The 16,251-nt window shown below is 61.3% G+C and carries 18 protein-coding genes; 8 read left to right on the forward strand and 10 right to left on the reverse strand.

Features of this window, described 5'->3' with window-relative positions; genetic code table 11:
* The first annotated feature begins 46 nt into the window (after nucleotides 1–46).
* A complete protein-coding gene (locus ACLMAJ_RS36715; protein WP_412018514.1) occupies nucleotides 47–748 on the forward strand; it encodes a DUF5919 domain-containing protein in 702 nt (233 codons plus the stop codon).
* Nucleotides 745–1,212, forward strand: coding sequence for an NUDIX hydrolase (locus ACLMAJ_RS36720; RefSeq protein ID WP_412018515.1), 468 nt, complete (start codon nucleotides 745–747; stop codon nucleotides 1,210–1,212). The genes ACLMAJ_RS36715 and ACLMAJ_RS36720 overlap by 4 nt, the downstream gene beginning before the upstream one ends.
* Here ACLMAJ_RS36720 and ACLMAJ_RS36725 read toward each other — a convergent pair.
* Both ACLMAJ_RS36725 and ACLMAJ_RS36730 read right to left on the reverse strand, forming a co-directional pair.
* The gene (locus ACLMAJ_RS36725; RefSeq protein WP_412018516.1) at nucleotides 1,200–1,739 is read right to left on the reverse strand and encodes an HD domain-containing protein; all 540 of its coding nucleotides are present in this window, start codon (nucleotides 1,737–1,739) and stop codon (nucleotides 1,200–1,202) included. The genes ACLMAJ_RS36720 and ACLMAJ_RS36725 overlap by 13 nt on opposite strands.
* Nucleotides 1,740–1,828: 89 nt before the next feature.
* The gene (locus ACLMAJ_RS36730; protein WP_412018517.1) at nucleotides 1,829–2,668 is read right to left on the reverse strand and encodes a protein NO VEIN domain-containing protein; all 840 of its coding nucleotides are present in this window, start codon (nucleotides 2,666–2,668) and stop codon (nucleotides 1,829–1,831) included.
* 257 nt (nucleotides 2,669–2,925) lie between these two features.
* Here ACLMAJ_RS36730 and ACLMAJ_RS36735 point away from each other — a divergent pair, with 257 nt between their 5' ends.
* On the forward strand, nucleotides 2,926–3,285 hold the full coding sequence (locus tag ACLMAJ_RS36735; RefSeq protein WP_412018518.1) for a nucleotide pyrophosphohydrolase: 360 nt from the start codon (nucleotides 2,926–2,928) through the stop codon (nucleotides 3,283–3,285).
* A gap of 229 nt (nucleotides 3,286–3,514) precedes the next feature.
* On the opposite strand, the gene ACLMAJ_RS36740 is transcribed toward ACLMAJ_RS36735, so the two are convergent.
* The 5 genes from ACLMAJ_RS36740 to ACLMAJ_RS36760 all read right to left on the reverse strand — a co-directional run bounded on the left by ACLMAJ_RS36740 (nucleotide 3,515) and on the right by ACLMAJ_RS36760 (nucleotide 11,172).
* Nucleotides 3,515–4,915, reverse strand: coding sequence for a hypothetical protein (locus tag ACLMAJ_RS36740; protein WP_412018519.1), 1,401 nt, complete (start codon nucleotides 4,913–4,915; stop codon nucleotides 3,515–3,517).
* Nucleotides 4,912–5,493, reverse strand: a complete 582-nt coding sequence (locus tag ACLMAJ_RS36745) for a hypothetical protein (RefSeq protein WP_412018520.1) — start codon at nucleotides 5,491–5,493, stop codon at nucleotides 4,912–4,914. Before ACLMAJ_RS36745 ends, ACLMAJ_RS36740 begins: the two co-directional genes overlap by 4 nt.
* Before the next feature lie 1,580 nt (nucleotides 5,494–7,073).
* The gene (locus tag ACLMAJ_RS36750; RefSeq protein WP_412018521.1) at nucleotides 7,074–8,042 is read right to left on the reverse strand and encodes an HNH endonuclease; all 969 of its coding nucleotides are present in this window, start codon (nucleotides 8,040–8,042) and stop codon (nucleotides 7,074–7,076) included.
* A 429-nt stretch (nucleotides 8,043–8,471) separates the two neighbouring features.
* The gene (locus ACLMAJ_RS36755) at nucleotides 8,472–9,401 is read right to left on the reverse strand and encodes a site-specific integrase (RefSeq protein WP_412018522.1); all 930 of its coding nucleotides are present in this window, start codon (nucleotides 9,399–9,401) and stop codon (nucleotides 8,472–8,474) included.
* A 967-nt stretch (nucleotides 9,402–10,368) separates the two neighbouring features.
* Nucleotides 10,369–11,172 carry an alpha/beta fold hydrolase gene (locus ACLMAJ_RS36760; RefSeq protein ID WP_412018523.1) on the reverse strand — a complete coding sequence of 268 codons (804 nt, stop codon included), beginning with the start codon at nucleotides 11,170–11,172 and terminating at the stop codon, nucleotides 10,369–10,371.
* A gap of 225 nt (nucleotides 11,173–11,397) precedes the next feature.
* On the opposite strand from ACLMAJ_RS36760, the gene ACLMAJ_RS36765 reads away from it, so the two are divergent.
* The 3 genes from ACLMAJ_RS36765 (at nucleotide 11,398) to ACLMAJ_RS36775 (ending at nucleotide 13,397) form a co-directional block, all read left to right on the forward strand.
* Nucleotides 11,398–12,651: a GAF domain-containing protein gene (locus tag ACLMAJ_RS36765; protein WP_412018524.1), complete on the forward strand. Its 1,254-nt coding sequence runs from the start codon at nucleotides 11,398–11,400 to the stop codon at nucleotides 12,649–12,651.
* Nucleotides 12,652–12,786: 135 nt separating this feature from the next.
* The gene (locus ACLMAJ_RS36770) at nucleotides 12,787–13,200 is read left to right on the forward strand and encodes a hypothetical protein (protein WP_412018525.1); all 414 of its coding nucleotides are present in this window, start codon (nucleotides 12,787–12,789) and stop codon (nucleotides 13,198–13,200) included.
* Nucleotides 13,197–13,397, forward strand: a complete 201-nt coding sequence (locus ACLMAJ_RS36775) for a DUF6186 family protein (protein WP_412018526.1) — start codon at nucleotides 13,197–13,199, stop codon at nucleotides 13,395–13,397. Before ACLMAJ_RS36770 ends, ACLMAJ_RS36775 begins: the two co-directional genes overlap by 4 nt.
* A 324-nt stretch (nucleotides 13,398–13,721) precedes the next feature.
* Here the strand turns inward: ACLMAJ_RS36775 and ACLMAJ_RS36780 are convergent, their stop codons facing one another.
* Complete coding sequence (locus ACLMAJ_RS36780; RefSeq protein ID WP_412018527.1) at nucleotides 13,722–13,928, reverse strand: hypothetical protein; 207 nt, start codon at nucleotides 13,926–13,928, stop codon at nucleotides 13,722–13,724.
* A 328-nt stretch (nucleotides 13,929–14,256) separates the two neighbouring features.
* On the opposite strand from ACLMAJ_RS36780, the gene ACLMAJ_RS36785 reads away from it, so the two are divergent.
* The gene (locus ACLMAJ_RS36785) at nucleotides 14,257–14,553 is read left to right on the forward strand and encodes a DUF3761 domain-containing protein (protein WP_412018528.1); all 297 of its coding nucleotides are present in this window, start codon (nucleotides 14,257–14,259) and stop codon (nucleotides 14,551–14,553) included.
* Between the two features lie 202 nt (nucleotides 14,554–14,755).
* On the opposite strand, the gene ACLMAJ_RS36790 is transcribed toward ACLMAJ_RS36785, so the two are convergent.
* Nucleotides 14,756–15,112 (reverse strand): hypothetical protein, encoded by a 357-nt coding sequence (locus ACLMAJ_RS36790; protein WP_412018529.1) that lies wholly within the window; start codon nucleotides 15,110–15,112, stop codon nucleotides 14,756–14,758.
* 67 nt (nucleotides 15,113–15,179) lie between these two features.
* On the opposite strand from ACLMAJ_RS36790, the gene ACLMAJ_RS36795 reads away from it, so the two are divergent.
* Nucleotides 15,180–15,380, forward strand: coding sequence for a hypothetical protein (locus tag ACLMAJ_RS36795; RefSeq protein ID WP_412018530.1), 201 nt, complete (start codon nucleotides 15,180–15,182; stop codon nucleotides 15,378–15,380).
* Here the strand turns inward: ACLMAJ_RS36795 and ACLMAJ_RS36800 are convergent.
* Nucleotides 15,309–16,241, reverse strand: coding sequence for an alpha/beta fold hydrolase (locus ACLMAJ_RS36800; RefSeq protein ID WP_412018531.1), 933 nt, complete (start codon nucleotides 16,239–16,241; stop codon nucleotides 15,309–15,311). The genes ACLMAJ_RS36795 and ACLMAJ_RS36800 overlap by 72 nt on opposite strands.
* Between the last annotated feature and the right edge of the window lie 10 nt (nucleotides 16,242–16,251).

Here is a 16,251-nt window from a genome sequence, read left to right on the forward strand (position 1 = left end):
ACGACTCCGCGAAGCACTGCTTCGAAACGGCGTGAACATCGACCAGGTGGCCGACGCGACCGGTGTCGATCAGAAGACCGTCGAGCGGTGGATCACCAAGGGGCGCGTTCCGTACCCTCGGCACCGACACGCTGTCGCTTCCATGGTCAAGGAGACCGAGAACTACCTGTGGCCGGATGCTGTTGCCCCAGAACGACGTTCAGCGATCGCTGAATCTGAGGTCGTAAGGGTCTTTCCCCATCGGAGTTCCGTGCCTGCCGACCTCTGGGGCAGGCTTCTCGATAGCGCAAACGATCGAATCGAGATCCTCGTTCTCGCTGGACTGTTCCTCGCTGAGGACCCGTCGTTCACCCGAAAGATCAAGCAGAAGGCCGTGAACGGCACGTCGATTCGATTGCTGTTCGGCAATCCAGCAGCTGACGAGGCGACGAAGCGGAGCAGTGAGGAACGTCTCGCCGACGGCACCGTTTCGGCGCGCATCCGCAATGCTCTCTCCCTTATCACGCCGCTGGCCTCGATCGACGGCGTTGACCTCCATTACCACGACACCACGCTGTACAACTCCATATTTCGGTTCGACGACGAGATGATCGTCAACATGCACGTTTACGGACAGCCAGGGGCCTACGCACCTGCGATGCACCTTCGCCGATTAGCGGGCGGCGATCTCTTCGAGACGTATCTGACCAGCTTCGAACAGGTTTGGGCAGGCTCGAAGCCTTCCGATCTACAGGCGAGCGTGGCATGAGGACCGACTACTTCAACGACCCCGAAGCACCAGAGGCGAACAGCCTCAAAGTTGCGGTGAGCGCATTCGTCCAAGATGCCGATGGACGAATCCTCATGATCCACCGCACTGACAACGACAAGTACTCGATTCCCGGTGGAGGAATGGAGGTCGGGGAGACGGTTGCCGATGCGGTCGTGCGAGAAGTAGCCGAGGAAACCGGCATTCAGGTCCGCCCCGTCGGAATCGTCGGGATCTTCTCGGACCCACATCACGTCATCGCCTATGGCGACGGCGAGGTTCGACAGGAATTCTCGATCTGCTTCGCCGCGGAACCGATCGGCGGGACACCTTCGACCAGCTCGGAGTCCAAGGCGGTGCGGTGGGTCTCTCCCGAGGAGATCTCGGAGCTCGATGTCCATCCGTCGATCAGGGAGAGAATCCAACGCGGATTGCGCCTGCCCGAAGAGCCCTATTTCACCTGAAGCCGCAACCGACCTTCAGTCAGGTCAACGGCCTCGCGTAACGCTGGTTCAGCTTCCCGCACGGACCGCGTGACCACATTGGTCTCTCCATATCGGTGATACACGTCCGTCAGACGTTCGGCCAGGGTCACGTCCGCGCCGTCCGGGGTGGTGGTCATGTCCGCCCACCAGAGCGCATCACGCAGCGGCGTCCGCTCGTCCACCCAATGGAGGACAACCCCGCGGTTCCGTGCTTCCACGCAGGCACACGAATGGTTCGCGACGAGGGCACACAGCCGGTCAGACGCGCCTATCTGCCGAAGGAACTCAGCACCGTCGACCGGATGAAACCCTGTCCGGACCAGGTTCGGCGCGTACCCCACGTCATGCAGCCAGGCCGCAGCAACCAATACCACTGGATCGTCGACGACACCTCCCGCCAGCGCCGCACGTCGCGCTACGCCTTCGACGTGCCGTAACCGACGCGGCAACATGCGCAGGTACTCATGTGCGAGTTCCGCCGCCCAGCTAACGAGGTCTTGGGTCATGAGTCCACGGTATCGGCAGCGCCGAAACGCATCGATCGGTCAGTCGAGAGCCCTTAATCTGACCTCCGGTCGGCGGGGCTTACTGGCGGTTAGCCCCCAACTCGCCATCGGTCCGCAAGGATCCCCAAAGCGGACACTGCCCTCCAGTCAAGGACCTCACCCCTAGGTGCTGCTCCCAGAGCGTCGAGCACGAGGTACACACGCGCCCGCGGATCTGACGACAACACTTGATGTTCGAGGCGGGTCAAAACAAAACGCTTCGCACCGCCCGCAGTTCCTTTCACCTCGACCAGTAGCTCCTCAGTACCGCGGCCGTAGAGCAAGTCATAACCACATCCGTCCTGCTGGCAGTCTCTAATTTCGTACCATCCGTCTGCCTGAAGTTGCTGACGTGCAGCCTCGATTGCGGCCCGTTCTACCCTGCGGATCAGTGCCTGGTCGGTGGACCAACCTCCGCTCGAGGTCGAAACTGCCAACTGCTGCGGAGGCTCAATGAGCCCCTCGCTAACGAAGCATGCCTCCATGAGCGCAGCAGATTCTGATGAGATGATCTGAAGTCCCTGCTGGACTGCGGAATTCTGGACGCGGAACCGCGTGCCTTCCCGGTTGCTCGGAAACCGGTCAGGTACTGGTGTCGCCAACTCAAGCACGTTCGCGATGGGAATGACAAAGGTATACAACTCGGGATCCGGCCAGGGAGGGTTAACCGCACGATGCGCGGGCCCCGCAACCGATAGTTTCGCGATCAGACCGGAGCCGCGCCGGGAGGCTCCTCCGCCACGCCATACATATACGGTATCGCCGAACTGGACCTGTTGAGCCCTCGTCTGCGCATGGCGACTTCCTCTGACGCCGATCAAGCTCTCACTCTTGCAGATCTCCCAGTTTCGAGAGTCTTTGTGGTGCAACGAGAATACATACTCCGGCATGCGCTACATGATGCAGGAAGCCACCGACAAGGCACTCGACCACACCGACGCCGAAAAAGCGCACACGGGTGACGGTCGCATCGACTGCCTTCACTATCGAAACCTCGTCAACATCACGCGGGCCCGTCGACACACCCACCCGGCTTGCCCCGAGCCCAGCGCGGTCTCGGCGTGCGGATTGGGGATCGTGCTGGTCCGGCTCGAGCGATCCAGCATTCTGCGGGCGACTGCCCCAATGCACCTGTTACAACGTATCCATGGCAATCGATCGACTTCAGCGCATGCTCGTGGAATTCGCAGCCGAACGAGAGTGGGAACGCTTCCACACACCGAAGAATCTCGTCATGGCGCTGATCGGCGAGGTCGGCGAACTTTCGGAGCTCTTCCAGTGGCTCACCGCCGAGGAAAGCGCGATGATCACGCACGACGCGGTGGGGCGATCACGGGTTGAGGAAGAGATCGCCGATGTCTTCCTCTACCTACTACGACTGGCTGACGTCCTGGGCATAGACCTGCAAGCGGCAGCTGAGGCGAAGATACTGACCAACGGAAAGCGATACCCGCCGGACAAGGCGCGCGGTCGGGCCGTGAAGTACTCCGACCTAGACAATGGGTGACCTCAGTCTGCGACCGTCGAACCTCCGTCGCCAGTCCGCAGTTCGAAATCCGGGAGCACCGAGTCGGCGCGGAGTTCAAACTGTCTTGCATGGACGATGACTACGACAAGGTCGACGACTAACATTTTGAACCACCCAGCACAGACGTCTTACAGCAGACAGTTCATGGCTCCGCACCACACTTTTCTCGGACCTACCGTGCAATTAACGTTCCGACACTCCCTCGCAGCTAGGTGTCATGCGAGCTACTACCAATTACCCTGCCAAGATCACCCGACGGAATTGTAGAGCGGTAATTCAGCACCAGCAATGCAATCTCGGTCAAATCTTGAATAGTTGCACCGCCTTGGGCATGAACAACACTACCACCGAAATCCACGACGAGATCCGTGTAACCATCTTCTGCGGTTCGGGAAGGTACTCTAACGGTAGTTCCAGAAACGTAATAACGGTCCTCAACAGAGTTGGATATGTCTTCTACATCTTGTCGAACGTCGGTACTTTCAACTGCATCCACTACAATAGATCGACGAATCCCACGCAGTGAAATACTTGCCAATTGATATCGAGAAAGCGCAACTCTCAGTTCGTCCCAAGATGCAGCTGACAAATTTTCCCGGGCACGTATTAGACGTCCGTTCTTGGCAATGATAATTCGCTGCATACCAAGATCGACTCCCAACCGACCAGAATCGAATGACCACCGAGCATCGCGAGGATCGACATCGTTATGATCGACTGCTCTAGACGCACCCAGGTACGCCCAATTGGCTTCCCATACATCAGAATTCGCTCGTATCAATGGCGAAACATCGATATCCGCAATGGATTCTCGTATCTGTTCAAGCTCATCAAAGGTCATCAATGAACCCACATAGCGCCAGAATGCCCCGTTTTCCGCCGCTTCCGGCTGCGCTAATAGCCATGGCAGGAGATGCCGTATTTCCGCAAGCGACAGTCTGCCGCCAACCACTGACCACGACTCCACGTCGTTAGGTCTTCCTCGCAGCGCGAATTCTATTAGTTGCGCAGTTCGGGTAATACGAGCGGCGGCATCTTCAACGAAGTTCTCCGAGATCAACCCGGCAATATCATCCAAGCGATCTGGCGACATGGTTTCAGGTCCCTCCACCAGCCGCTCAGCTCGATCATGATCGACGTACCCCCTCCCGCCGCGGACAAAATTGGCACGAACTAGGCTATTCAGCGGTGACGAAGACGCAGGGGATTCTCCCCCGGCTATAACTTCAACAGCATCCACATCCGTGACAAGGGTTCTAGCCGATGCGCCTGGAGAAGTCCGTAAATTTATTTGCTCAACCTCTTGAGCGCCGTCTGCGCTATCGAGAGCTAGCAATACCGGTTCCAATTTTTTGAGGTAACTTGTATCGTCACCCGCCAGGATCGAACTGTACGAATCCCGCAAGTATACTCGACGCTTACCACGCTCTCCGGGCCAGCTTAATACGAAGTCGGGAATCGCGCTGTGGTTGTAGTAAAGTGTATCTTCGATCTTCGCAGTGCTGTCAAGTTCCTGAAGTTGACTACGCACTACGGCTTTTACTCGGTCAATGTAGGCAATCCCATCGGTTGTGTCCATCGCGGTGCGAAGTGCGGAAGTGAACGTCACAGCGTGGTCCTCTTTCTCGACAATGCCGCCATTACCTTGTCAAGTTCTTCTGCATCCAGGCTCAACGTTTCTTGCCTCTGATTGAATGTCAGTACCCAGATGCGCTTCGACACCTCTTGAAGGATTGAAGTATCAACTACCTGTCCGTCGAGAAGTTTCGGATATTCGGTCAATGATAATTCGATTTCTTCGGTTGACGAAAGTTTTGCCCATCTGCTCATCGGACCAAATGGATGCCACGAAACCCACATAAACTCGCGCTTGTCGTCGGCTCTCTTCTTGAGCTTCCGCCTAGCGGTGGAGCTGTAAGCAACAGCCAAGAATTCGTGAAACTTTTCCCTAAGATGATCCTCGCTATCCACATTCTTGACCTCTACGGACACCGGAGTGCGCTCTTCCGTAAGGAAGTAGCCCGCCAGGTCAAACATCTTGATGGAATCACCGAGACACTCGATCTCGCACTGAGCTTCGTGCTTGTACGAGTTCCAGGGCAACTCAATGAATGTCGTTGCCTCAAGCCACCTTTGAGCGGTCCGAGCTCCGACACGCCCCTTCTCCTGTGACGCTTCTCTCGGCATAGTAATAAAATACACAGTTTCCACCCCAGAGGCCGACGAAACGCAAGCGAAAGACGCGCAGCCGCACGCTACTTCGGCACAGTCGCCGGTCACGCGGTGCCAACCTCGGCGCTGAAACACGACCACGTAGCCCGCAGGCTACGTAACGGCAACTCATCGTCACAGGTGCGGATGCGGATTGTTGCCGAATTTCGCCATACAGGATCAAGAGCGCCCCGGCGGCGCGATGCGCCGCCGCCGCGCTACGACGCGCAACCGGCGGCCTGGCTGCGCTGGCGGCCACCGGGCGCGTCGGCGCGGCGGCGGCACATCGGGCCACCGGGGCGCATTCTGGCCCTGTTCGCATGTTCTGGCATCCGCTTTCGCGACGTGGTAGCACGCGGACTACTCAACTCGGGCCGCTTTTTCGTTCACCGGGCAGTGCTGGGCACGACACCAGCCGTCCCCGGCCTACCTCCGAAGCCAGGATTCAAGCCGCGGACTCCCTGACGGGGTGACTGGCTGTGGTCCCGACCCGTAAACGACAGCCGGGAATCGGCCGGCGCCTTGTCGAGGTGGCTGCACGGGGTTGCGTAGATCCCTGCCTCCTCATGGCCCAATTTTCTGACCTCACTCGGACGAGTCAAGGGAAAGAGCGCCCTTGACACGACCTCCCTCCGCTCAGGGATGGCCGGTATGAGGAAGCAGGGGAAGGGAAGTCCCCAAACCTGCGGAAGCTGCGGATAGGTGACCTATCCGCCATGCCGACGCACGGATCGAAGCAAAAATGACGGGGACATGCGCCAGGGTGGCAAAGAAAGCCTTCGACTTCTGTTGGGCTCTCGCTCTGCTGACCGGTCGTCCCCCTCGGAACGCTGGGCTCCAGCCGGCACCTCCGACGTGCTCTCCCTCTCGGAAGGACCTGCACCGTCTCCGGCCCTCAGCTCGCTCAGTAGACGTTCTTGAATGGCGACACGTCGATCGAACTCAACGTGCATCTGCCGCCCGACTTCCCTCAGTTGCGCAAGTTCCTCGTCACGTAGGTCCGTTGTCTCCTCATCGTCCAACCTGTCCCGCAGTCGTTGCGCCAGCAAGAGGACAGCCAGGGCCAGGGCAACCAATATCGCTGCCCCAATCCGACGACTCGACGTATCAGCGATCCACCACGCCACGACCCATTGCCAAATGAGCACCGCAAGTGCGCCATACAGCACAACCGTTAGCCCGTTGCGTTGTTGACGTCGCTGGCGGTTGTGTTGCCATGCGCGAGGCAACGAAGACATAGCCAGGGACCGAACTCGTCGGTCGATACTGCTGGTCAGGACGTCGCGGCCATACATCTTCTCTGGCAGTTGATCCAATAGCTCAAGGTCGGCACGAATCTGTGCCCGTTTGTCGCGGAGCTCAAGCTTCATCTTCGCGTATGGCGTTAGAACGGCCGTTAGAAGGGCGAGGACTCCCAAAACGATGGGTCCGAGAAACGTGAGCACATCGCTACCTTTCACGGACGCGATCGTCGCACGTTCGGACTTGGAGCATCACGAAACGAGGAACTCAATCGGCTTGGGAGTTAGACACGGCGGCGTATCCGGATGCGGAGATCAGGGCCTGCGGTGCTCTGTCCAATGCAACTCGAACCACTCGCGCTGTACGGGGCTGACAGCGACAGCGAGCGACTTCTGGTGCAGGGCACTGTAAGTCGGGAAGTCTCTGTACGGTTCGCATACGTCGATCAGGTCGTTCTGGTCGACGGCGATCTTGCCAAGATCGAACAGGGTGTGCAGGTCGCGTCGCAGCAGTACGCCGCCGTGTTCGTGATGCTTGCCCACCTTCGCGTAGCTGTAGAGATGGCACGCGTCCAGGACGGAATCGGGTAGGTCTCCAGTGAACGCACAGCGCGGCCCGTATTTAGCCAGTAGGGCCTGGCGAAATTCCCTTTGTCCCAATCGAACCCGGGTCGGTCGCGTTGTGTGTCCACCTTGAATCTGGCGAACCGTCGAATCCAGCGGACCAAACGCCTCACCTCCCTTTGCCCCCGTCACCGCGGCTCGGAACGCATCCCAGCGAAGCAACCGGAAGCTGTTCTGCGAGCGCGGTTTCACACACAGCGCGCGCAGCTCCTTTGCCGACAGTTCACCAAACAGATCCACCCACGCCTGCCCGTGCGTCGATCGGAAAGTCTTGACCTCCACGTCCTCGAACGTCGGATCGTCGAACTTGGTCTCGCATTCGTAACAGCGGTATACCGGCCGCATCGTCTTGCGCGGCTCGTAGTTGGTGGACTGGCACGACTCGGTTGGGCATCGGCCACGACGCTTGACCGCCTGACCCTCGACAATTCGTTCGATCACCGATACACCGAGGGACTCAACTTCATTCCATAGCACCACGATGTCGCCGGCTTGGACTCGACCATGATTGGGCACCGTGCTGTCCCAGCTGTAGTGGCGTGCCGGGTCGTCGTCATATTTGCTTCCACCGCCCAGTCGGCGGTAGTCCGACTTCGACATCACCAACCACGCCGGCCGAACCCCGTCTCCCGACAGCGACGACAACTTGTCCTTCGGCATTGCTCTCCATCACCGCTTTCGAGTCCCAACCAGCACGATCAGCCAATCGAATCCCCAGTATGCACATGGGATCCGACATAATCCTGACGGCGCTTTTCGGCGGCAGTCCTTCGCTTCTGGTTCGCGAGTTCGGGGTTCGGACGACACCAAACGGCGAGGCAGTGGCCAGTCGAGGGAGCGGGACCAGAACGGGACCACACGCTATACCCGAACCCTCACGACCCGCAGGTGACCGTTCATTCGCGAACTTCCCAAAATGACACTTGAACTGCGAATATGTCACCCCGACCGACCTGGGGGTCAAGTGGTCGCAGGTTCAAATCCTGTCATCCCGACAAGGTCAGAGGCGGTTTCCGCTCTCCGTGAGATGTTCTCAGGCATGTGAGCGTGCCAAGAACGTGCCAACACGCGGGAGCGGGCGTTTACAGATCATCCGAACAGGGCAGCGCCCGCCGCGCGCAAGTCCTCGGGTTGTGCGTCGCTGTAGACCCCCAGCGATAACGCAGAGCCGTGGCCATACCAGGCAGCCACGATGTGCACCGGGATCCCCAACTTCAACATGAGCGACACGCTCGTGTTCCGCAGCCCCTTCAGCGGGATGCGGCGCAGCCCGGCCCGCTGCCTGAGCCGCTGGAACATATCCGAGTGATATTCCGGCCGGATCGGCACTCCCGTCTCGTAGACCGCGATCAGACGATCGTCGGTCCAGGGGATGCCGAGTGCCGCGCACTCGGCCTGCTGGAGCACCTTCAACTTGTCGAGCGCTTCCGCTAGATCGGAGGGCGGCGGAAGATCGCGATGGCTGCGCCTGGACTTCGGTAGGTTCTCCTCGGTCTCCTTACCGATGGCGACACGCCCCCGGCGTACCTTCAGTGCGGTTGCATCGAACCGCGTCCATCGCACGCCGAGGACTTCGGACCGCCGCGCCCCGTAGCAGCTCAACAGCCAGCAGGCGTAGAGCCGTTCGTTGCGCACCGCTTCGCGGAACGTCTCGACTTCCTCTACCGTCCACGACTTTGCCTGTTCGTCGTCGTCATCTTCGTTGATGTCATCGGTGGGGCGTTCCACGAATGCGATGACGTTGCGCGGCAAGGCTCCCTGGTCGACGAAGGGCTGTACGACCATGCCGAAGGTGGTCAGCGTGGAACGAACCGTCACGGGCTTGACGCCGCTCGCTACCGGATCGGTCTGTGCGTTGATCGCCAGGACGTACACGGCGCGACGTGGGCGGGTGACCCGACCGGATCGGATAAGACCGGACAGACAGGTGTGTACGTCGTTGTCCGGGAACGCCGTCTTGATACGTGCTGCCGAGATTCCTTCGGGGTGTCGACCGATCAGCTCAGCGACTTGCGACATGAGGCTGTCAGGCCGACACTGCCCCTGAAGGGAATAGTGCAGTTATCGAATAACTACTGTCCGCCAGGTGACGCCGCAGTTCCAACGGTGCGGAATCGGTGTCCGGGTGGTGGATCGAATCATCGATTGGGCGGCCACGAGCGCGATTCCGCATGTCGGGTTGGTCGCTGACGATAGCCTGACCGACTTCTACTTACGCTGGTAGCTACACAGCAGCGGCCAGTATCTGCGGCTGAGCGCCGACCAAGGTTTACCGATGCATGCGCGTGCCGTCGACTCCACTCCGCATGCCGGCGGACACCCGTGAAAGTTGCGGGGAACATTCCAGATTCGCGAGCATCGACCCTGCGGTCCGATCCCGACGTGTACTTCCGTCAGGCCGCCACCCAATCGAGAGCGCCAGCGGGTTCTGCAACCGCAACGTCCGTGTCGTCATCGGTGCCACGGAGGCGGTCAATGTTCGCATTCCCATCGACGGCGCTGAGGTGGACTACCGCCAATGGCCTGAGGCCGCGGTCCTGACGGCGATCGCCCCGTTCGTGACCGTGGCTCCGCGACTGCACTGGGAATCGACCAAACCTGCCTATCAAATCCACGAGTACGTCGACGGAGCAGTCCTCGACCGACTCGCCCCGTGCGGACACCTTGTCCCGGACCATGTGCCGACCGACGTAGCCCGGCTGTTTTCACAACTACGGACGATCCCACGCAGCGCGCTCCCGTCGACACCCGAGGGGCTCGACGACGACCCCGCCCGGTTCGCGCGCCGACTGTGGGATACCACCCGACGGGTGTATCGAGACCATCGCGGACCGTTCGCCCGCCTGTGTCAGCGACTACAGGTGCCGGTCGACCCGTTCGAGCCCTTCGACGGAGCCTGGAACACCCTCCAGCCCAGACCATTCCGGCTCATCCACGCCGATCTGCATCGCAGGATCGCCGGCGGAATTTGTCTTGTGCCTACTCTTCAAAGGAAATCGGAGAGAACTTCGTTGAAGCGCTCCGGTTCCTCGGAGAACGGCGCATGACCGCTGTGCTCGAACCGCACCGCCTTCGCAGCCGGAAGCTGAACTGCGAGCCATTCCTCGAGTGGACCGGGGAAGATTTTGCTGTGCGCGCCGTAGATCAGCAGTGCGGGCACGGTGACCTCGGGCAGGACCGACCGGAAGTCCGCGAAGGCCATGTCGTACCAAATGGCGCACGCCGCCGACGTCGACATTTTCGTCGTCTCCGCATACACGGCGTCGATCACCTCGTCGGGCGGTGTTTCGGCGAAGCAGGCGGCGATGAACGGCTTGATCACCGACGGGCGGGCGTGCTTCACCGCCTGCACGAACACGGCGAGGTCGCTCTGGGAGTAGCCACCTTGCAGCGGGAACTCCCACCCCGCCGAGTCGAGGAAACGCGGTGACTGATCTACGAAGGTCACCGACCGCAGCTCCGCACACCCGAATTGTTGAATGTAGGCGAGTATCACCGCGGTGCCCATCGACCACCCCACCAGGGACACGTCCTCGAGCGAGAGATGGTGGAGCAGGCTACGGATGTCACGCGCGTACTGCGCCAGGGTGTGGCCGTCGTCGGTTTTCCCGGAGGCACCGTGCCCACGAAGATCGACATTGATTACCCGATTCCCCTCCGACAATGCAGGCACGTTCTGTGCCCAGAAGGTGGTGTTCATCGTCCAGCCGTGAATAAGCACGACGGGACGACCGGCACCGTGATCCTCGTAGTACATCGGCACACCATCCGGCAGTTCCAGGTACGGCATCAACGACCTCCAGTTCGTGAGAAGAAGTGCTCTCACACAATGGCGCGCCTGCAGTCGCAAGGCCAAGGTGGAGAGCAGGGGTTGCATCAGGGTTGCAGCGAGATGACCCGTTGTCAGAGCCATGGCGAAGTGCTTACTCTTGTTTCGAGCCCTATGAACGCCCTGACACGGCGACCGGCGGGAACCCTCCGAATCGACCGGAATACCACGAGGCGAACACATTTGGTGACAGGGCAGACGCATTTGATGCGTGCAGACGTGCGCGCCTCATGGGATCGTGCGCAACGTCGAGGTCTGCATCCGGACCGGCATCTGCCCGACGTCGGTTTGGCCGAAGACGAGGTCCGGACCTGGCGCAGGGACCATCAGATGGCTTCGGTATGGCCGATACTGTTCGCGAGCCTGGAGAGTGCGGCGTTCGAGCCGGGGCACGTGTTGTTCGGTGGCGACGCCGACGGCCATCTGCTGTGGGTACAGGGTGATCCCACTACTCGCCGGGTGGCGGAACGAGCAAACCTTGTCGAAGGAGCACGATGGCACGAAGCCGAAGCCGGTACCAATGGTGTCGGCACGGCCTTGGCCCTCAGCAGACCCTTCCAAGTTCGCGGAACCGAGCACTACCTGTCGGTCGCCGCGGACTTCACCTGCACCGCGGCACCCGTCAGAGACCCGGTCACTGGTGCGGTGATCGGTGTCGTCGACGTCACCTGCAAGCTCCGGAACATGAATTCGCTTGCCCTGCCGCTGATTACCACGGCAGCGCGACTCGCGGAGGCGCATCTGCGTGATCTCGCCCGGCAACGTCATGCCGAGATACTTACCCGCTACCGAGACCGCGTCCTCAATCGTGTCGGCGGCCACTGGGCTCTGATCTCGCAAGAGGGGAAGTTGTTGGATGCCGCTCCGTCGAGTTGGCTGCCTGCTGTCTGGCCAGTACCCGTGATAGAGGGCGAAACCGAACTACCCGACGGACGTCGGGTCGTTGTCGAACGACTCTCGCCAGGCGGCGGACCGTTCTCCGTCTATGCCCTGCCGGACCAAGCTTCCGGCCGACAAGCCCCACAGGTGACCTCGCTGGGCCGTAACCGCGCCGTGCTGTGGATGGATGGGGTCGTCCATGAGCTCAGTCTCCGGCACAGCGAGCTTGTGGTGCTCCTTCTCGCCAACCCTGATGGACTGACTGCGGCGGCATTGGCCGAAGAGCTGTACGGGAACGCCGGAAAAACAGTGACGGTGCGCGCGGAGCTCACCCGGCTTCGACGAATCGTCGGCTATCGCCTCTCGTCGGATCCGTACCGCCTGGACAGCCGAATCCGTACCGATTTCCAGCAACTGGAAGCAGACGTCGCGAACGGCGCTGTGGGTGATCTACGGAGCAGATATCCAGGCCCGCTACTACCGCGATCACAGGCCCCCGGCATTCGGCGGATACGACAGCGACTCCACAACCGGCTGATGCCCGATCGTCCGGCGGAGTAGCGGCCGGGGCCGGCGACAGAACAGGAAGCTCCTGCAAATTGCCCGACTAGAAGTAATCGACAGGCTGAGGTCATACTGTCGACACCCCCACCGATACATGCCCGAATCCGGCACTCAGGGACTTATTCTGCCCACGTGACAGGGGAACCGGCGCTCTCAGCGCGACCATTCCGGCGGCGGGCGCCGCTGCTGGCCGTCGGTGCTGTGCTGGCGGCGGGTGGGGCCGCCACCCGACCGTTCAGTTGGTCGGCAACCGTGCTGGTGGTGGTGCCGGTGGTCGTGGTTTCGGTGCGGGCGTTCCACGCGCGGCCCGAGCAGATTCCACGTACCGCCCGGCTGCGGCGCGGAGTGGCCGTCTGGTCGATGCTGCTGGTCACGGCGTCGGTGTGGGAAGTGTATGCCTTTGCGCGGCAATCGGATTGGACGCGGCCGAGTGACGTACACCCGACATTGTCGACACTGCTGGATCCGGCACTGGAGCAGTGGCCTTTGCGGTTCGCCGGATGGCTGGTGTGGCTGGGTGCCGGCTGGTGGCTGGTGTCGAGATGAGCGATCGGGTGCTCGTCATCGTCGGGTTCGTGCTGGTGCTGGTGGTTACCCTCGGCGTGGTCGTGGTCACGCATGTGCGCCGGGATCTGGTCGCGCCCGTGGGGGAAACGATCGCGTACCTCACCTGCACCCGGGTGGCGAGGATTGCCGCTGTGCTCGTGTGGGCGTGGGTCGGCTGGCACTTTCTCGCGCGGTAGGGGCAGTCGAGACGATGCTGGCGCAGGCGAAACCTCCCGCTGGCTGGATGTGTCTGCTGAACGCATTCACCAATCGTGCTTCGGTATCAGCTCCGCCTTTGCTTCTGCCATGAGGTCGCATTGGAGCGACGAGCCATGAGCCCACCAGTCAGGGTAGGTCGCAGGGTCCCGCACGGCGTCGTGCAATCCCCGGGCATGAGCAACTACGCGGTCCCGCAAAGCGTCTGAGCAGATGATCTCGACCCGCTTCTCTGCTAGCCAAACGCCTTCGATAAGCGGCTTCGTATCGGCGGGGGTACCTCCACGCTCGCGGATATCGAGCTCTCAGTGCAGTCGCTGCGTTGTCTCGAAGTAGTCGATGATCGCTGAATTCACCTCCTCTCTGCGGGCAAGGCGACTCTCCGCGCGGAACTCGAGCTTCGCTGCACGCGCCGAACTCCGTTGCACCATAAGCGTTGCCGATGCGCCGAGCCCCGCGCCGAATAGTGGCAGCAGGCCCATAATCAACGTTGAAACTACCCCGGTCGACATGACTTCAATTCTCGCGATCGGTTGCCGATCTTGATCCTGATTGCCCACTATTGCCGGTCACCAGCTCGGGAGACGGCTGGAGCGGGGGTGGATCGACCCTGAGGGATGTCCGACCGCAGCAGGCCATCGGCAACGGTGACTGTTTGAGCGCAGCTTCGGTTCTCCGACGCTCCACCGCCACGGCGTGGTGTGGTCCGGAAGCCCCGGTCGACCGAACCCGCCGCCTGTCGATAAACGTGTCGAAAAGTAGTGCTGTCCAACAGTCCTTGTCGGCCTCTTGTTGTACAGCCCACGACATGGCCACGCCGGCCTCCGAGGTCTTACCGGAATGAGCAAACCGCCGGCCCGTCGAGCCGCACTCGCGACCTGGCTGTTCGCCGCCTGCGTGGGTGTGGCTTCGGTTTTGGCTCCGCATGCCACCGCCGCTCCGGCCCTGATCGCTTGCGGCGCAGGCGAATACGCAAACGTCGACCGTGTCTGTGTCCCGCGCCCAGGGCAGGCTACCGCCGCCCCCGACGGGGCGACCGCCCAGTGCGAGGACGGCACCTACAGCTCCAGCCGACACCGCAGGGGCACCTGCTCGCACCACGGCGGTGTTGCCCGCTGGTTGGTTGCCCTGCCGTAACCCCGGAACGTGAGGTCCCGGCCCGGAATCCTCTGCGCGCAGCGTGCAGCGCCCTCAGCGTGATCAGGATCGGGCCATCAAGCGGTGGCTGCCTCGGCCCGCAGGTAGCTGTAGACGGTCTCTCGGCTGAGGCGTTTCTGACATCTGTACGGCAACCTCAGGTACTTCAGCTGACACGGTCCGTCCAAGGCGGGATAGGGCGTTACGCCACGAGGATAAGCGCACTGGTAGCCATCGCCAGAATCGACAGAACCTGCATTGCCGCAGCACCCAGCAGCAGATGAGCCTTGAGGGAGGTGCCTGCCCGGAGCGACTCGACCGTCTCCAGGTTGCAGTACGCCGATATGTACCGGGCGTCCACTTCGCTGTCGATCCAGTGGTCGACCAGCATCGCCCGCATCGAATCGGTGGACGTGACGCGATACCGCCAGCTGACCCCGGTGAGAACAGCCAGAACGGCGGATCCAAGCAAAGCGAGCATCGCGACGTACAAGGCGACGAGTGCACCACCGGTCAACGTGAAGTCCTTGCCCTTCAGCACCGCGACCACCGCCAACACGACTGTCACCAGCCCATGTCCATGGTGATCACGGGCACCGTTGACATTTCTGTCCAGCATGCTGGTGATGCCCAAGAACCTCCCCGGCTGGGAGTGGATGCGGACGTTCGTCCGGATCAATCCGGTCACTCATCTGATCGATGCCTGCCGGAATGCGATGAACCACGGCACCGTGGACAGTGAGCTCGGCTGGTGCCTACTCGGCATCGGCGTGATCGCGATCATCTTCGCCCCCTTGGCCGTTCACCTGTACGTGCGGGACCGGTAATGCGCTGATGAAGGCGCGCAGATGCCCATCGACTTCGGCCGGTTTGACGATCGAGCTGAGGTGACCGGCGTCGGCCACGATCACCAGCTCAGCACCGGGTATCCGGGCAGCGGCGCGCACCTTGTGTCGCAAAGGAATCATGCGGTCTTGGGCGCCCGCGATGACTAGGACCCGTGCGCCCCCGAGAGCCGACAGACCAGCGCTGTGGTCACAGGTCGACACATCGGCCAGCAATGACAGCAACGTCATCGTTCGCAGGGAAGCAATCAGCCTGCGGGCCCGATGTAGCGAGACGAACGGCGTGCACCTGGTCGGCGCAGTCCGACGTCCGGCGAGTTCAGGGTGTCGGCGTTCGCTAATGTCGGTGAGCAGACGACGCAACGGGGGTATCGCCCACCAGAGCATCCGCACCACCGGACCGACGGCGAAATCAGGTAGACGCAAGGCAATTCCACCCCACCCTCGGGGAACACAGTCCAGGAGTGCGACTCCGGCCACCTGGCGTCCGAACAGCTCAGGACGCTGTTCGGCCAAGGCGGACACCGCCATCCCTCCCAGTGAGTGCGCGACGATCACTACTGGACGCTCGGATGCAACAGCGTCGATGACCGTTCCGATGTCACGCCCTAGCTGCGCGACCGTGGCACGGCCGGTCGCCGGTTCGTCGGAGCGGCCGTGCCCACGGTGGTCGAACAGCACGATGCGGCCCAGGTCGGCGAGAGTCGCGCGCTGGCGGCCCCAATAGATCAAGCCGGTATTGATGCCGTTGACGAAGAGGAGGGTGTACAGACCGGCCGGGTCTCCGTCGAGTTCGACATGCAGGCCGACGCCGTCCTCGGTGATGATCCGCATCTCATCCATGCCCGAGGAT

The organism is Nocardia arseniciresistens (assembly GCF_046764875.1).
Taxonomy (GTDB): Bacteria; Actinomycetota; Actinomycetes; order Mycobacteriales; family Mycobacteriaceae; genus Nocardia; species Nocardia arseniciresistens.

Excerpts from the sequence above, each read along its gene's own strand:
- ACLMAJ_RS36720 (WP_412018515.1), top strand. The coding sequence starts at position 745 with ATGAGGACCGACTACTTCAACGACCCCGAAGCACCAGAGGCGAACAGC.
- ACLMAJ_RS36725 (WP_412018516.1), bottom strand. The coding sequence starts at position 1,739 with ATGACCCAAGACCTCGTTAGCTGGGCGGCGGAACTCGCACATGAGTAC.
- ACLMAJ_RS36730 (WP_412018517.1), bottom strand. The coding sequence starts at position 2,668 with ATGCCGGAGTATGTATTCTCGTTGCACCACAAAGACTCTCGAAACTGG.
- ACLMAJ_RS36735 (WP_412018518.1), top strand. The coding sequence starts at position 2,926 with ATGGCAATCGATCGACTTCAGCGCATGCTCGTGGAATTCGCAGCCGAA.
- ACLMAJ_RS36745 (WP_412018520.1), bottom strand. The coding sequence starts at position 5,493 with ATGCCGAGAGAAGCGTCACAGGAGAAGGGGCGTGTCGGAGCTCGGACC.
- ACLMAJ_RS36750 (WP_412018521.1), bottom strand. The coding sequence starts at position 8,042 with ATGCCGAAGGACAAGTTGTCGTCGCTGTCGGGAGACGGGGTTCGGCCG.
- ACLMAJ_RS36755 (WP_412018522.1), bottom strand. The coding sequence starts at position 9,401 with ATGTCGCAAGTCGCTGAGCTGATCGGTCGACACCCCGAAGGAATCTCG.
- ACLMAJ_RS36760 (WP_412018523.1), bottom strand. The coding sequence starts at position 11,172 with ATGCCGTACCTGGAACTGCCGGATGGTGTGCCGATGTACTACGAGGAT.
- ACLMAJ_RS36775 (WP_412018526.1), top strand. The coding sequence starts at position 13,197 with ATGAGCGATCGGGTGCTCGTCATCGTCGGGTTCGTGCTGGTGCTGGTG.
- ACLMAJ_RS36780 (WP_412018527.1), bottom strand. The coding sequence starts at position 13,928 with ATGTCGACCGGGGTAGTTTCAACGTTGATTATGGGCCTGCTGCCACTA.
- ACLMAJ_RS36785 (WP_412018528.1), top strand. The coding sequence starts at position 14,257 with ATGAGCAAACCGCCGGCCCGTCGAGCCGCACTCGCGACCTGGCTGTTC.
- ACLMAJ_RS36795 (WP_412018530.1), top strand. The coding sequence starts at position 15,180 with ATGCCCAAGAACCTCCCCGGCTGGGAGTGGATGCGGACGTTCGTCCGG.
- ACLMAJ_RS36800 (WP_412018531.1), bottom strand. The coding sequence starts at position 16,241 with ATGGATGAGATGCGGATCATCACCGAGGACGGCGTCGGCCTGCATGTC.